The organism is Nostoc sp. DedSLP04, assembly GCF_034530775.1.
Classification (GTDB): domain Bacteria; phylum Cyanobacteriota; class Cyanobacteriia; order Cyanobacteriales; family Nostocaceae; genus Nostoc.
In genome coordinates this window covers 184653-200653 of the sequence record NZ_JAVRCL010000006.1, presented here as the reverse complement: position 1 = coordinate 200653, position 16001 = coordinate 184653, and the positions used below count along the sequence as shown (strand labels likewise).

Below are 16001 nucleotides of genomic sequence, written 5' to 3'. Positions count from 1 at the left end.
AAGTGAGAGAACAATGGGAAAATCGAGCTTTTTCCGACTTGTGTATACACCGTAGGCTTTTCGGGAGGGGAGACAAAGCTACGCTTTGGCGGGGTGGGGTTCTTGGAGTTTAGTAAGTAATCAAGCGGACATGATATAAGTCAAATTCTCTTTCCTTTTGCTTCCAGCAAGACTGCCTGATTTCCTGCAAAGGTCTTTAAGTTTATCGAATCCAAAATGCCAATCCTCCCCCACGACCGCGAGCTGCAATGAAATCTTCTGTTACCAAAAAGAAGCCAAAGAACGGTAGTTTACCTATCGGTTGGTTGTAGAAATCTTCTGTTTGAACTTTACCACCACGGATTGCTCTGTTGTAAATAACACGACCAAACAAACTGAGAATCATCTGGTTAAAGTCAAAGGCCAATAAATTTTTCTTCCCGAAATATTGCACTGGCCCCGTGAGTTTCAGTGAAACTGGGTTAAGCTCAACCTGATTAGTAATTTCGCCTCTGTCTGAATTTTGTTCCAAAGTGGCATTAAAGGAAACATGGATTGCCATGAACTTGGGTACATAGAAACCGTTGCCTAATACAATTCCCCCGCTACCTCTGTTTTTTTTAGTGCCAGTGACAAAGCAAAGTTGCCATTTACCGAGCAGAAACTCAAACGGATAAGTCAACTTTTGTTGCTTGGCAGTTTTTTCTGCTTGTAGCAACGCCTTTACTAATATTTCAGCACTAGGGCGTATACTTTTTGGTTCTCTATACTTAGCCGCAGCCTGGGATAGCACGTTAATAAAGTCAAATGTCGCTTTAGGTGTTAAATTAGGCGTCATGAAGCCACTCTGGATTTAACTACTTCTTGATTTTCTGATAGATTGTAGCGTTCATCTTCAAGAAGACATATCTTTCAACCGTAGTATTCACTAGAAGAACGTCGCTCGATTTATGACCGAGAAGGGTGTGGGGTGTGGGGTTGCAGGTATTAGATAAAGAACGTTCTCTCGCACCCAACGGGTACAAGCCCCTGTTTTTAAATATGGAAAAAATCAAAAGATGTATGTAGTGACACGTATGTGCAAGATATACAGCGTCCGTTTTGAAACTCCTGCTTTTAAGTATGGGGTTCCCCACACCCCACACCCTATCCCCTATACCGAATGGCACGCTTGTAAAGCTGAAAGCTCGTGTAGGCAGGGTGTTGGGGGTAGGGTTGCAGGTTCGGGGAAAATTAAGAAAACAAAATATCGAGTATGAACATAAATATTTTCCTTCTTCACTACACCCACTCAGCCACACCCCACACCCAAAAGCCTTATAGGTAATGGGTTTGGCGTTAACAAGCGTGCCATTCTCCCCTATACCCTTTTCATTGTTCCCTACTTTCACCAAGGATTACCAACCATTGTGAATCCAGCCCAATAATAAGGATGCATAAGTGATTCATCAGCACTGTCAGCAGGTAAAGGCAAATTCCCAACTCCTCCTAAACCTTGCACTTGTCCATCCTTGACATAAATTTGCCCTTTGAGCATAGCTACCTGAGCCTGTCTGAGAGCTTCTGCCTTAATTGGAGTTGTCTTTAAATTCTCATAAAATTTTGTCATCAACGCCGCTGTGCCAGCATCATTAACCGACCAAAGACTAGCAACACTAGTTTTCACACCTGCCAGCACTGCTAAACCCGCAAATCCCAGTTCGGATTCTTTATCCCCTAAAGCTGTTCTACAAGCACTCAGCACGAGCATTTCAACTTCAGGTTCATTCAAGCGCAACTGTCGTAATTGATTCAAGCGTAACTTGTCTTCCCACAGTTGAATATAGGAATTATTCAAAGCACCCGTAGCAAAATTGGCATGGGTTGCCATGTGAATAATTCCAAAAGGTTGTTGGCGGCGGATCGTTTTAAGATTTTCTAAGGTGGCTTGCTTATCTAACAATAATTTGCCCTGCCAGAGTTTAGATACTAGTGTTGATAACTCCAGGGGGACTGCTGGTAAAGGCTCTTGTCCCTGAGTACTCTGAGAAACCCCCAGCGCTAAAATTTGAGATTTTTTGATGTCTTTATAGAGGGTATTAGTCAAACTAAGACTAGGCATTAAGCCAATACTATATTTTTCTGCTAGAAATCCCTTACCATCGTGAAGTGCTGCCATTGGGGTTGAACGTAACCCAATATCTGGTAAAAAGACTAGATTGTTGATTTCTCTCGCCTGTAAATCTGCCTCTAATGGTGCAATAATCCAGCGATAAAGTTGTTGAGATGAACGCAAATAACCGGTGCGACGACGGTTTTGTGGACTAACGATTTGGTCACGAAATTCTTGAGCTACTTGGAGAACTTTGGCTTTAGTTGTTTCTGGGATGCGCTTGCGGATCGGATCGCCTTTTCCGGTTACTACTACAACTTCTAGTTGGTCGCTATCTTTTTCTGCTACGGTATTTAACTGTTTCGTAAATTTTTGAGCTTTGCCTAAATTCCCCTCTGGTAAAATTTCCACAGGGACAAAACTGATGTAGATAAATGCAGGTTTAATACCAGTAGCTTCTTCAATTTTACGAGCAATTTTTTTGGCATCATCTAGGGTTTTGATTTTAGGGCTGGGTATGCCTAAATGGTCGGCAAAATCATCTGTGAAATTGTCTTCGGGAGTGGGGTTGGGATTAAGAACGGGGTTATCAATCTGAGGATTATTGAGGACAGGGTTATTTGGTTTACTTGGTAGATTGCATTGGAATGTGCAGGGGTTAGTATTTGGAGTTTCAGGATTTGGAGTTTCAGGATTTGGAGTTTCAGGATTCGGAGTTTCAGGATTCGGAGTTTCAGGATTGGGTGTTTCAGGATTGGGAGTTTCAGGATTGGGAGTTTCAGGATTTGGTGTTTCAGGATTGGGAGTAGGAGTTTGACTGACGTTGATTCCTATCTGTACAGGTGCAGAAGAGGAAACGCCGTCATTTGCACTAATTACAAAAGCATTTAGCGACCCATTTGTATCTGCTGGAGGTGTGTATACCAAAGTATCGCCGCTAGATAAGGTTGTAACACCAGGGATGACGGGAACGCCATTGACAGTGATGTTTCCCGTATTCACGACATCGACCTTGATGGAGGTGATGTCATTATTAACATCGCTGACCAGTGGAGCCAAACTAGAGAACGTTAAGGTAACAGGTTGATTCGTCTGGGTATCGGGTAGCGATGAGTTTGCTGTTAATATCGGCGGTGTGTTGACAGATGTAATGGTGATGCCGATTGGTGTACCGCTAGCATCTCCACCATTTGGCAAGACTGGAAAGCTATTAGTGATGATTGAATTGTCACCTGTATTAATTGACCCTGCTGTACCATTGACACTTGCATCACCGACAATAAAATCTACATTGTTTGGGCCACCATCATGGCGAATGCTAACAGTACCTCCTGCTGAAGGTTGAACGTTAGTACCTCCTTCGCCAGTAAAAAATCCACCAGTTGCGATCGCTTCACCGGTTCCGATTCCTTGAATAAGTCCATTGGTTAGCACTTGCACATTGCCACCTTGAACAGTGTTTCCATCAACAAAATCGTCTGCGATCGCCTGGGTGTTGATGTTGGTAAAACGAATATTGCTACCAGATGTATTCGTAGTCTGTAAAGTAACGTTGCCACTTGTAAGATTTCCTGTTCCATCGACTCCGATCGCACTTGCTGAGGCGTTAATGGCATCATTCACAGTGATATTATCTCTGCTAGTTAAACTAATCGTGCCAGCTGTGCCGATAAAATCGCCACCTCCTTCCTTAACTACAGACGAGTTAATTGCCTCTGTGGTAATACTGCCGCCTGTAGTTGTTGCAACTACATCGCCAGCCTGACCTGAGCCATCAGCATTATTTGAAAAAGCATCAATTCTACCTGTGAGAATATTGCTTGTGGCACTCAAACTGACTGTTCCAGCAGTATTAATAGTATTAAACCCTTCAGTGTTGCTAGTATCGAGATTATTTAGAGTAATCCCACCACTGCTGCTTGTGACTGTAATATTACCTGCCAAGTAGCCTTGGCCGCTGGCGATAATGTTGCCCGCAACGATGTCGCCAGTCGCAGACAAGTTAACATTGCCACTATTGTCAGAAAAATCAGTAGTTGTATCGAGATTGCCCAGTGATAAACTAGCTCCAGAAATGTTAATCGCTCCCCCAGTTGTCTGGATTGTGTTGGTGGGATTGACAAAGTTTACAGAACCAGTTTGTGAGGAGAGGCTGAAGCTACCGCCAGCACCCAAGTTTAATGTTGCGACACCAGGAGTAGTCACTAAGGGCGTAGCTCCGGTGATGTCATCGATGGTAATGTTGCCTGTAGCTTGTAAGTTGATATTTGCACCCGAAGCTGCGATCGCACCCCAAGAAACAGTGTTAGCCCCAATATCTGCATCGCCAAAGGCAATATTGCCTGCTGTAGCATCAAAATCACCTGTCCCTGCTGCACCATCGATAATTGTCAATGTGCTGGGGTCTAGTAATAAAGTGCCAAAGTTGCCATTGACGGCTGAAGTATCTACCAAACCGTTGAAGGTCAAGAAATTTTTGCCTGATACTTCTACAAAACCACCATTCCCCGCATTTGCTCCTCCACGAGCCGAAATTTTTCCAAAAAACTGGGTTGTGTCGTTACCCCAAATAATTACCCGTCCGCCATTTCCATTCAAATTACTATCAGCATTAATGACGGATTTTGAGTCTACATAAGTCCGATCTGCGTTGGGTAAAGTCCCCTGACCTTGATAATCGCCACCAATTAGCACAGTACCGCCGCCATTATTTCCAGAGGCGTTAATATTGGCATCAATCACTGCAACTTTTTTACCCAAAGCAGTTACCGTACCGCCTGTTTGACTCGCTGCATTAACTGTTCCAGAAACAATTGTTGTACCTGGAGTTATGGGAATTGTCACATTGGAATTTGTCAATTTTACAGTTCCATCAGGATTGGCAGTTAAGCCTGTGTTACCAACTGTCAGCAGTTCGGGTATTGAGGCAATGGGAATTGTCCAGTTGTTGGGTTGGGTGCTACTAGAGGCGAGGGGCTGAATTTCTAGACTTAGCAGATTTCCTGGCTGACTGAGACGCACCCAATTTTGTCCTGGTACTGATGTAACGTTAATTTGCCCTCCCGGTGCTGAAAGTTGCCCGGTGTTGACTATAGTACCGCCTAATAAATTCAAATTTTGCCCAGCACCTACTACCAAATTTCCAGCATTGGCGATCGCTCCTGGCTGGTTCATACTAAAGGCAAATCCGTTGGGGTTTCCAACTAAATTTATGTAGTCATTAACACCGATAGCGTTAAACCAACTGCTCCCAAAACCGATGCCGTTAGCTGTTGTCACTGTAAAAGCACCAGGCACATTTAAACTAGCGTTTGCTCCAAAAATAAATCCGGCTGGATTCATCAAGAAAAGGTTAGCATTGCCACCTGTCACCTGAATTAAACCATTGATAACCGAGGCATTCCCGCCTGTAATTCGACCAAGGATATTTTGCAGCGCCGGACTGGCTTGAAAGTTGGCAATTTGTTCTGGTGAAATTCCAAACTGTTGAAAGCTGTGAAAGAGGTTTGCACCATCTCTTGAAATTGTGCCGCCAGTGATATCAAGTCGATTGCCGTTGGGAGTCACAATTGTGTTTGTCCCATCGTTAGCAGGAACTATTTGTTGTGCTTGGGCTAATCTCGGACTTACCAGCGAGGCAATAACTAAGCCTGAAGCAGCGATATTAGACAATAGACCTCTTGTACAAGTCCCTAACACCCCACCCCCAACCCCTCCCCGCAAGCGGGGAGGGGAGACAAAGCGCAGCTTTGGCGGGGTGGGGTTCTTTCTTATTTTTGATTTATGCAAGAGGTCTAATAAAGATTTTTTGCAGCGTAATATGAAGCGACTTGTGGGCAATTCTACATCGATTTGTAACTTGTCTGCTAATCCGCGCCGCCAAAGTGCTTGAGCGATCGCCTTCTGCGACCAGAGTATTTGTTCTTTTTTTCTGGTAACAGAGATGCTTTGAGAATGATTTCGGTAGAAATAAAGTGGCTCTTGGACTCGGCGCACTTGGGCTACTTCTGAAAGTCGCAGACATAGATCATAATCATAGGCACAGCAAGAGAACAATTCGTTAACACCTCCCACTTGGTCATAAACCGATCGCCGCATCAAGCGAAAGTGAAACGTCATGAAATCTACCAATAGACCTGATTGAGAGTAAGGAATGTCACAGCGATCGCCATAACCGATAACTTTGCCATCTCGATCGATATTTAAGTAGTCAGTGTAAACAAATCCCGTTTCTGGGTGGCGATTGAGGACTGTAGCGGTTTGAGCAAGAGCTGTGGGGGCAAGGATATCATCATTGTCTAATATACCGATGTAAGTGCCGCTAGTTTGGGCGATCGCTGCCTTACAAGCCGCAGCAACTCCTTGATTGTCTGCCTCTACCACCCGCACTCGCCCATCTTGTTGAGTATAAGCGCGAGCGATCGCCACCGATCCATCTGTAGAGCCATTATCCCAAATTAGTAACTCAAAGTTTTGCCATGTCTGCGCTAAGACGCTAGCGATCGCTTCTTGAAGGTAAGACTCCCGATTGTAATTGACGATGACAATGGAAATCAGTGGTGACATCGAAGTTTTCCCAAGTTTTCTACCTGTTACCACAATATATTGCTAAGGACTATCACTTAGAAGAAATCGCTGTTAATTATAGTTTTAGTTACAAATCTTTTGAAATTTGAATATCAAAAATATGATATTGAAATACTCATACAGCCATACCATACTCCAAAATCAAAATCAGCCCAGTCGTTAAATAAGGCACTCCACTGAAGAGAAATGAGAAAAGAAACAGAAACTGGTGTTCAGCCTAGAGCAACGACTCAGCAAAAAATTGTCTATTTATCTCATCAGTTAGACAATTGGCAAAGCTTGGCTATTACTAAATGCAGTAAGCACAGTTTCAGCTTTCGGTGCGGCTTGCTAATTCTGCCTGCGGTCTGGATTGTAACTGCAAATGGACTGAGAGCTAGAGCTAATATTTTTACACCGGACTCGGTTCAAAATAGCAGTCAGTCAGAGTTACAAATAGTACAGTCAACAGAATCTACTCCAGTAACTAACCCACAACCAGAAACACCACAACGCATTCGGGTTCGGAAAATTCAGGTTGTAGGTAGCACAGTTTTTCAGGAAAATGATTTTAATCCAGTAGTGAAACCGTTTGAAGGACGGGACTTGACTTTAGAAGAAATCAGACAAGCCGCCGATGCCGTTACCCAGCTTTACCTAAATAAAGGGTATATAAATTCCAGAGCAATTCCAGATACTCAACAATCTAGTACCGCAGATGGTGTTGTGGTAATTCAGGTGTTGGAAGGGCGTTTGACAGAGATTGACATCCAAGGGACGCGGCGATTAAACCCATCTTATATTCGTAGTCGCATCCAACTAGGTGCTGGTATCCCTCTGAATACTGGTAAGCTCGAAGAACAACTAAGGCTACTGCGGCTAGATCCTCTGTTCAAAAACGTGGAAGCGAGTTTGCGTCCAACGGGTAAGGTTGGTCAAAGTATTCTCGTTGTCAGAGTTGAAGAGGCAAAAACTATAATTGGTAGTTTGGGTGTAGATAATTATTCGCCTCCCAGTATTGGGGCGGAGAGATTGGGTGTTGAATTGCGATCGCGCAATTTAACCGGTATGGGAGATGAGTTAGCTGGCTCCTATTACCATACACTCTCTGGTGGTTCCGATGTCTTTGATTTTAGTTATCAGGTTCCCGTGAACGCCATGAATGGGAAAGTGCAGATTCGAGCGGCATTTAATCGCAACGAAATTACTGAGTCACCCTTTGATGCCTTTGGGATTCGGGCCAACCAGGATCTTTATGAAATCAATTATCGTCAACCATTGATCCGATCGCCTAGAGAAGAATTTGCCTTATCTTTAGGATTTACCTATCAAGATGGTCAAACTTTTATTTTTAATAACCGTGCACAACCCTTTGGCATTGGGCCTGATGCCAATGGCGTTAGTCGTACAAGTGTAATTAAATTTGCTCAAGATTATATCAAGCGCGAACCTCAAGGAGCTTGGTTTTTGCGATCGCAATTTAATTTTGGCGTTGATATATTAGATGCAACTATCAACAATGACCCCATACCCGATGGCCGCTTTTTCAGTTGGCTAGGTCAAATACAGCGCGTGCAGCAACTCAGTAACGATCATTTATTGCTCATCCAAGCAGACTTGCAGCTTACACCTGATAGCCTTTTACCTTCCCAGCAATTTGTGATTGGTGGCGGACAATCTGTAAGGGGATATCGCCAAAATAGCCGTTCTGGGGATAATGGATTTCGGGTAGCGATCGAAGATCGGTTTACAGTACAGCGCAATGAATCTGGATTATCCACAATTCAACTTGCGCCATTTGTGGATATGGGAGCCGTCTGGAATCAGTCTAATAATCCGAATCTGCTACCTAGTCAAACTTTTTTAGTGGGCGCGGGCTTAGGATTAATATGGAATCAGGCAATGGGAATTGATAATCTCTTTTTGCGCCTCGATTATGGATTTCCATTTATCGATCTGAGCGATCGTGGTAATAACGCTCAAGATGATGGCTTTTACTTTAGCCTTCGCTATCAACCCTAGCTAAAGGCTATGGTAATCATAACTAATTCTGCGGGCATGATATTATTTGAGCCGTATTTGAGGAAGTCGAGTTTAATTAGCAAAATGCTATTTCACTTACTTATTTTAGTAGAGGAGGTACTGATTTCAGTATTTTCCACAGTTAATTACCTGTTCTTCTGCTTTATCCTAATATTGAACTAAAAAATTAACTTCTTTCTTCAGGAATTTGAATTTTATCCTGTGTATATACACAAAGGGGAAAGTTTTAGTTTATAAATTTAAGAAGGAAAGAATTATAAAAGAGAAGTTATGGCACAATCTAATTCACAAGACAAAAACAGCTTTCTTTACCCTCGTAGCCGGTATTATGGTAAATTTCAGCCAGAGAATTTGGTGTTTAATGCCAACCTCCAAGAATTCTCTCAAAGAATTAGTTACATCACTTCCCTAGAAACAGGGGGTAAATTGTCTCAGGAAGAGGCTTATCAGCAAATTAAGTCACTTTGGAAAGAGTTGAAACATAGCAAAAAACAATTGTCTATTGGCGGAAATCAAGAAATTTAAACTAAAAAGGAGGTATTGGTAATTTTTTAAATTTAGTGCAAAAATACTATTGCAAAAATCCTTGAGCCGCCCATAAATTGATTTTAGGGCGGTTTTTTGGCTTTTGCAAGAAGTATCTTTTTCGTCATGTTAATTCTACTTGTTACAGGTAATACCAATTCTGTTATGTCATATTAATTTTAGTTGTTACAAAGTATCTCTTAAATAATCCGAAAAGCAACAACTTTATTTTGTAGCTTATGATGTACCTACAAAAGTGAGATTTAGCGATCGCCATAAAGTTTTTCAACAGGAGTTAAGCTATGACGCGGCGACTGACTCAAGAGCAATTATCACAAATAGTTACAGAAGTAGAAGGTCTGCAATTGCGTCGGGAAGCGGAACTAGACCAACAGCAGGTTAAAGAAATTTTACAGGAGTTGAATTTACCGCCAGAGTTACTAGATGAAGCGCTGATTCAGTTAAATCGCCGCCAAGCATTGGAAGTACAGCAACGCCGGAATCGATGGATTACCTCTGGAGTGGTGGCAATTGTAGTAATTGTCATTGCATCGACAATATTTTTCATGCAGCAGCAAAGTTCTACACTTTCTCGTGTTTCTGCTCAACAAGACCGCATTACTTTGATACAAGATAATGGCGGCGACTTAAAGACAATTTCTCGGCAAACCAATCCAGAAGTGTTCTATCGTGTCACCTTAAAGGATGCACCTTTGGGTAAAAAGCTGGCTCTCTCTTGTAATTGGATTGACCCAAGCGGTGAAATTGTCAAGCAAAACAACTATCAAACCCGCGAAATTAATACATCTGTCTGGGATACCCAGTGTCGCTACACTATTAACCCAGCTGCAACTGTTGGCAATTGGAAAGTGCAGATGTTCCTAAAAGGTCGGCAGATTAGCGATGAAACCTTTGAAGTTAAATAGTCCAGATGGTTATCCCGCATCACTTTCTTGGCTATTGGGGTTACGGCGCTCAACAGGAGTTGGAAGCGCTGTTAACTAGTGTTGTGGAAAACCTCTCTCCAAACCTCTCCCCTTGTAGGGGAGAGGCTTTGAATTTTCCCCCTTCCCTAGTAGGGAAGGGGGTTAGGGGGTTAGGTCAGAAAAGTCAGTTTTCTACACAAGAAAATAATCCTCTTCCCATCTGGAATGTTGTTTACATAGGAATTGATGGCAATCCCCCACTGCAACAAAATCAAATTGCTGCCATCTTTGCATCAGGATTATTTAATTCACCCGATGCTTGGGTAATCCAAGAAAACAACTGCCTAATTTTGGGAAGAGAAGCTTTCGGAAGAGTTCCTTTGTATTGGACTGTGCAAGGACAAATAATCTGGTTTGCATCTCAACTGCAATTACTTTTACCGATTTTGCCACAGTCAGAAGTTAGCATTCCTGGGTTATATGGCTATAGCTGTTTTTCTTACGTTCCTACACCCTTAACTCCTATTAATCAGGTGTTTGCAGTGACGGCTGGGACGGAATTAGTTTGGCAGAGCGATCGCCAATCAGGTATTCTGCAAACACCTGAATCTAAAAAAATCCACTCATGGCGGGAAGCGTCAGAACAGTTAACAGATGAAGCTACAGCAATTACCCAATTGCAAACTCTCCTTAAAAACTCCATTGAGCGACAAATTGCAGATTTAAAGGATGAGCCTGTCGGGGTATTTCTCTCTGGCGGACTCGATTCTTCAGTGGTGGCGGCGCTGCTGGTACAAGCAGGGGTGAAAGTCCGCGCCTACACTTTAGATTTTGGGAACGCAGGTATTCCAGAATATCTCTATGCTGAACAAGTCGCCCAATTTCTCAAAATTCCGCTTATTAAAGTTGCAGTAACCCCAAATTCGATTGAGAATGCTTTAATTCCGACTGTGCAAGCATTAGATTTGCCTTTTGGAGATGGGGTGTGTGTGCCATTGTATCTCCTATCTGAGAGAGCGAGTCAGGAAACTCAAGTAATTTTTAACGGTGAAGGTGGAGATCAATTGTTTGCTGGTTGGACGAACAAACCTTTAATTGCCGCAGGTGTTTATCAAGCAGAAAATCCCGCCGGACAGGAAACTTTTATCCAGCAATATCTCCGCACCTTTCACCGTCTTGGAGGATACGAATCTCAAGTTTATCAACCAGATATCTATGCACAGATCCAAAATTTGCATCCTGAAGATTGGCTGTTGGCGGCTTTAGATCGCAATGAGTGTCCATCTTTGCTGCATTGCCTCCGCCGTGCCAATTTGATGCTCAAAGGAGCGCAGAATATCCATCCCCGTGCGACTGCATTGGGATTTGCTCATGGGTTGTGGGTGCGATCGCCTTTTTGTGATTTACCTTTAGCTGAGTGGACATTCCGTTTATCTGGAGAACTCTGTTTGCAGGGTGCTTGTGAAAAATATATCCTCAAACGGGCTGTAGAAAACTGGCTTCCGCCCGAAATTGTCTGGCGACAAAAACGGGGTATGGGGGTTCCTTTAACTTCTTGGTGTTTAAATGATTTTTGGCATCAACTCGGTATTTGGCTCAATCCAGAAAGACTTCGCGCCAACAACCATTTTTATCCTCACATCGCAGCACAAATCGTTGAAGGCAAACTAGGAGCAGCTATTCAAGGCCGTCGAATTGGTGAAACACTCTGGTTACTAATTATGTGGCAACTTTGGCGATCGCACGTTTTAAATGAAGAAATAACTAAACAGTCTTGGGATCATCCCTTTTGGTTACATCGTTGGCTATGGAGAAATTACAAAATAATTCGTAATTCGTAATTCGTAATTTACTTTATTAGTATTTTTGGTAAATGGTATCAAATAATTTAACTCATAATCGTCTTAATCTCCCTTTCTCTAAAGAATTTGCTCAGGAGTTACTGAGTACTTATGGTTCTCCGCTTTATGTTTATAATGGCGATCGCTTGCGCGAAACTATTGAACGGATTAGCAAAGCAGTCAGTTATCCGCGCACGCAATTTCGGTTTGCCAGTGTTACTAATGGCAACGTTGCGCTGTTAAAAATTTTTCGTTCCTTTGGATGGGGACTTCACGCCAATACGCCAGGAGATATTTATTTAGGATTGCAAGCTGGTTTCGATCCTAGCGAGATTGTTTATAGCGGCAGTAATTTGAATCAGGCTGAGATGCTACAAGTCCTAAATTGGGGAGTTACAACACTCAATCTCGATAGCCTTGCTCAATTACAGTTGTGCTGTGAAGTTTTGCCCAAACACAGAGAGAAATCGATTCGCCTTGGTTTACGCCTCAATTTGCCAGAAATTACCGGAGATAGCCGCATTGGTGTACGTCCAGAAGAATTTGGTGATGCGATCGCTTTAACTGCTGAGGTGGGATTAAAGCTGAGTGGTTTACACTTCTATCGAGGAACGGGAACTAATGCCACAGCCGCTTTTACCCAAGTAATTGATACGGTAATCGCCACAGCACAAAAGTTACCTGATTGGGAATATTTAGATTTTGGTGGTGGTTTTGGCTATCCTTATCACCACAACAAAACAGCCTTTGACTGGGAAATATTTGGGGCTGAGTTAACCGAGAGAATTACTCGTTTAGGGCGGAAAATTGATTTGGTGATTGAACCGGGACGAAGTGCGATCGCTGGATGTGCAACTTTGCTTGCTCAAGTTGTTTCGGTAAAATGGCAAGGAGAAAAACAGATTGTTGGAGTTGATACCACCGTTGCTAATCTTTCAGTACCCTCAGTACACGGCGGCTATCGAGAAATTATCACCTGGAAGCAAGCAAACAAATCCTCAATTCCCCACTCTTGTACAGACGCGATTAATCGCGTCTCCCTATTTACAACTGATATATGTGGTAACACTACATATTCACGAGATTATCTAGGGAAAAATTGCCAACTTCCAGTTTTAGAAATTGGCGATATCGTTGCCATTCTAGATGTCGGTGCTTATGGTTATGCAATGTCGTCTCACTTTTTACACCGTCCCAAGCCGGCGGAAGTCTTGCTAGAAAATGACACACATCGCTTGATTCGTCGGCGCGAAGATTACAGTGTTATATTAACAAATCAGGTATTAGATAACTAATATCAAATAACCATTATGAAGTGTATTAACTGCGGAACTGACAATAAACTAAAAGACCGGACAGCTAATCAAGGTCGGTGTGTAAAATGCAATCATCTCTTTGCATTTGAACCGACTAGTATGAGTAATATTCAGATTACCGATCCTTTTTTTGCAAAGGCGATCGCTGACATTTCTGCAAATAATACCTTATTTTTTACACCCAAACAACTACTTTATTTTCTAGATAATCGTTTAAAAAAAAGCTCAAAGTCAATTTCACGATTCGGCTGGTTACTTCCTTTTCTAGTTATTAATCTTGTTACATCATTAACGATTTTTATCCCGCTAATAGTAAATCTTGCGTTTATTAATTTCTTTCATGAAAGTAGCAAATCAACTAAACTCAATCTTGTAAGTCGCAAACAGTATGCGAGGAATTTACAAATTATAGGAGGAATTATCCTTTCCATAGGAATTCTTGCTTTAAAGTCATTTACCCTTTTTGTCATTATTGTTCTTGTGGGAATGCTACCTATATATTTAGGAACTCGACAGCTAGGGCGAATTCAATTATTAATACAAGACTTTTTAATTTCTGAATCTCAGATTAACGATTGGCTAAATCGCTGGCAGCAAATAAATGGTTCCATTCTCAAAATTCTTCCTTCACCAAAGCAGGAAAATACACCAGCCACAATTAATCCTGACGTAACAGCTTACAGTTTTGATAGATTAGTCGTTTGTGACACTGCTAGTATTGCTCAACTATTAATCGCTAATAATTTCCACTTTGAAAACAACTGTGCAATTCTTAGTATTACTGGATATCCCCAAAGCATTTTTGACACCACAATGCAAATGCTGCGGCGCAATCCCGATTTAAAAGTCTATGCACTGCATGATTGCAATCCACAAGGAATTGCTTTAGTTCATAATTTGAGAACCAACGTTAATTGGTTTCTCAATAGCGAGATTGCAATTATTGATATCGGATTAACGCCACGTCAAATTCTCGCTACGAAGCGCGGAATGTTCATTCAAACCTCTCCAGAGTCGGCGCAAGCAGCTAAACAATTGCCTGAAGAAATACGTCAAAATTTATCTGCTGAAGAATTAGCATGGTTAGAATCTGGAAAGTTTGTGGAATTGGAATCTTTCACTCCCCAAAGAATAATTAAAGTTCTGCAAAAGGGCATTGCTGGCAGCCAAAGTTTAAAAAGTGATGACAGTAGCTTGCTTTTAGTCGGTGATACAGGAAATGATATGTACGTTGTTCAAAGTTTTGGTTAGTATTCTCCTTTCAATTGTAGGGGCAATTCATGACTTGCTCCTACATGAATAAAGTGCAGTATCACATAAAATTTGTTTAATTGATTTACAGATTAGATTTATTCAGTTTGTTGGTTTAACCAAGCTTCTAAATCAGAAATAGCTGAGAAGTCTAACAAAGCCTCTCCTAATGCCTCCAATCGTTCAATAGATAATCCTTGAACTCGCTCAATAGTAGATGAATCAATCTCACCAAAACGGCGATTTAGTAGACGTATAATTAAACGTTGTTCTCCTTGCTTATTCCCTTCTTGTATAGCTTGTTCCCGATCTTGTTGATAAAGTGGTTTTAATCGCATAATTAACTCCCGATCGTCTTCTTCTGAATTTTGTTAAAGGAGAAAATAAAACATCGATTTCTCGAACTTCTCCCGCCACACGGCTAAAACCTTGCACTTCTCCATAAGGTTTTAGTAATTCTTCCAAATAGTCTTTTGCAAATTGGTTATGGATAAATCTAGTCATTCAACCAAAAAAGATTTAGGCAATAGTGAAGTATGGTACTTATATTACCGTCAACTTATAAGTAAGAATATCTCTAATATGTATAATTTGTAATTTATCTGAAACCTCTTTCCATAAGCATTTGAGGTTCGACATTCTCAACATTAGCGATCGCTTCTAACTGAGAAATTCCAGCGATCGCATCAACAATATTACCTGATTTGGCACGTAACCAAGCGCTATGAGGCGCATAATAAAGGCTTTCTGCTACTTCATAACCTGCTCGATTAATTACCTCGCGCTGCGACTCCACATCAACGCCTTCAGCAAAGCGGATAAAAACCAGTCCAGTTGGTACTGCTAAAGAAGCATTGGATTCTAGTGTATAAACCGGACTCAATATACCCTGTTCTGATTGATTGGGTTTGCCTGAAAAAACTGCAATTGCACCGTCGTTAAGTCGTAAAATTGCCCCTATTGCCACAGTGCCGGGTTGATTGTAATGTACTGCATAGTACCCAGGTTTACGAGTGTAAGATACAGCAGTGCGTAGGCTTACATCGCCACTAACGCGAATTTGTTCAGGATACTCAGAAAAATAGTCTTTTTGAAATCTCACTTCAGGAATCAGGGGTAAAGAATACGCCTGTAAAAAATACTCAGCCGGAAAATAAAACATCTTTCTCAAGTTCTAATGATGTTATAGCGTTTTCAGTGGTACGAAATACATTTATAACGCTTCTTAGTTGAGTGCGATACAGACCTAACCCCCAGCCCCTTCCCTACAAGGGAAGGGGAGTAAAATTCAAAGCCTCTCTTCTTTTAGGAGAGAGGTTTGGAGAGAGGTCAAAATGTATTGCTTCCATTCGAGAACCGCTATATCTCATCGTGATGCACAGTTATATGCCCCTACAGATAGTGAAGATTCTTAAAGCAACCTGATTTTAAATCCCCTCTTTTCTGGAAAGATTAATCGAAG

General features: G+C 41.9%; 9 protein-coding genes and 1 pseudogene. 6 read left to right on the top strand and 4 right to left on the bottom strand.

Translation table 11 applies throughout. The features are described 5' to 3' along the window. Window positions 1-202: 202 nt before the first annotated feature. Together RMX89_RS05875 and RMX89_RS05870 are read right to left on the bottom strand one after the other, a co-directional pair. Window positions 203-817, bottom strand: a complete 615-nt coding sequence (locus RMX89_RS05875; RefSeq protein WP_322669583.1) for a hypothetical protein — start codon at window positions 815-817, stop codon at window positions 203-205. Between the two features lie 549 nt (window positions 818-1366). Then, window positions 1367-6637, bottom strand: coding sequence for a CHAT domain-containing protein (locus RMX89_RS05870; RefSeq protein WP_322688253.1), 5271 nt, complete (start codon window positions 6635-6637; stop codon window positions 1367-1369). Window positions 6638-6844: 207 nt separating this feature from the next. On the opposite strand from RMX89_RS05870, the gene RMX89_RS05865 reads away from it, so the two are divergent. From RMX89_RS05865 to RMX89_RS05840, 6 genes are all read left to right on the top strand, one after another. Further along, window positions 6845-8659: a ShlB/FhaC/HecB family hemolysin secretion/activation protein gene (locus tag RMX89_RS05865; RefSeq protein ID WP_322688252.1), complete on the top strand. Its 1815-nt coding sequence runs from the start codon at window positions 6845-6847 to the stop codon at window positions 8657-8659. Between the two features lie 291 nt (window positions 8660-8950). Next, window positions 8951-9205, top strand: coding sequence for a hypothetical protein (locus tag RMX89_RS05860; RefSeq protein WP_322669580.1), 255 nt, complete (start codon window positions 8951-8953; stop codon window positions 9203-9205). Window positions 9206-9507: 302 nt separating this feature from the next. After that, window positions 9508-10131: a DUF3859 domain-containing protein gene (locus tag RMX89_RS05855; RefSeq protein ID WP_322688251.1), complete on the top strand. Its 624-nt coding sequence runs from the start codon at window positions 9508-9510 to the stop codon at window positions 10129-10131. A gap of 5 nt (window positions 10132-10136) precedes the next feature. Continuing rightward, window positions 10137-11972: an asparagine synthetase B family protein gene (locus RMX89_RS05850; RefSeq protein ID WP_322688250.1), complete on the top strand. Its 1836-nt coding sequence runs from the start codon at window positions 10137-10139 to the stop codon at window positions 11970-11972. 32 nt (window positions 11973-12004) lie between these two features. Next, window positions 12005-13267 (top strand): decarboxylase, encoded by a 1263-nt coding sequence (locus RMX89_RS05845; protein ID WP_322688249.1) that lies wholly within the window; start codon window positions 12005-12007, stop codon window positions 13265-13267. Window positions 13268-13282: 15 nt separating this feature from the next. After that, entirely contained in the window at window positions 13283-14539 is a 1257-nt protein-coding gene (locus RMX89_RS05840; protein ID WP_416211964.1) for a hypothetical protein, read from the top strand. Between the two features lie 98 nt (window positions 14540-14637). On the opposite strand, the pseudogene RMX89_RS05835 reads toward RMX89_RS05840, so the two are convergent. Both RMX89_RS05835 and RMX89_RS05830 read right to left on the bottom strand, forming a co-directional pair. Beyond that, a pseudogene (locus tag RMX89_RS05835) lies at window positions 14638-14910 on the bottom strand (DUF4351 domain-containing protein); the annotation flags it as partial. A gap of 227 nt (window positions 14911-15137) precedes the next feature. Next, window positions 15138-15701: a hypothetical protein gene (locus RMX89_RS05830; protein WP_322688247.1), complete on the bottom strand. Its 564-nt coding sequence runs from the start codon at window positions 15699-15701 to the stop codon at window positions 15138-15140. Between the last annotated feature and the right edge of the window lie 300 nt (window positions 15702-16001).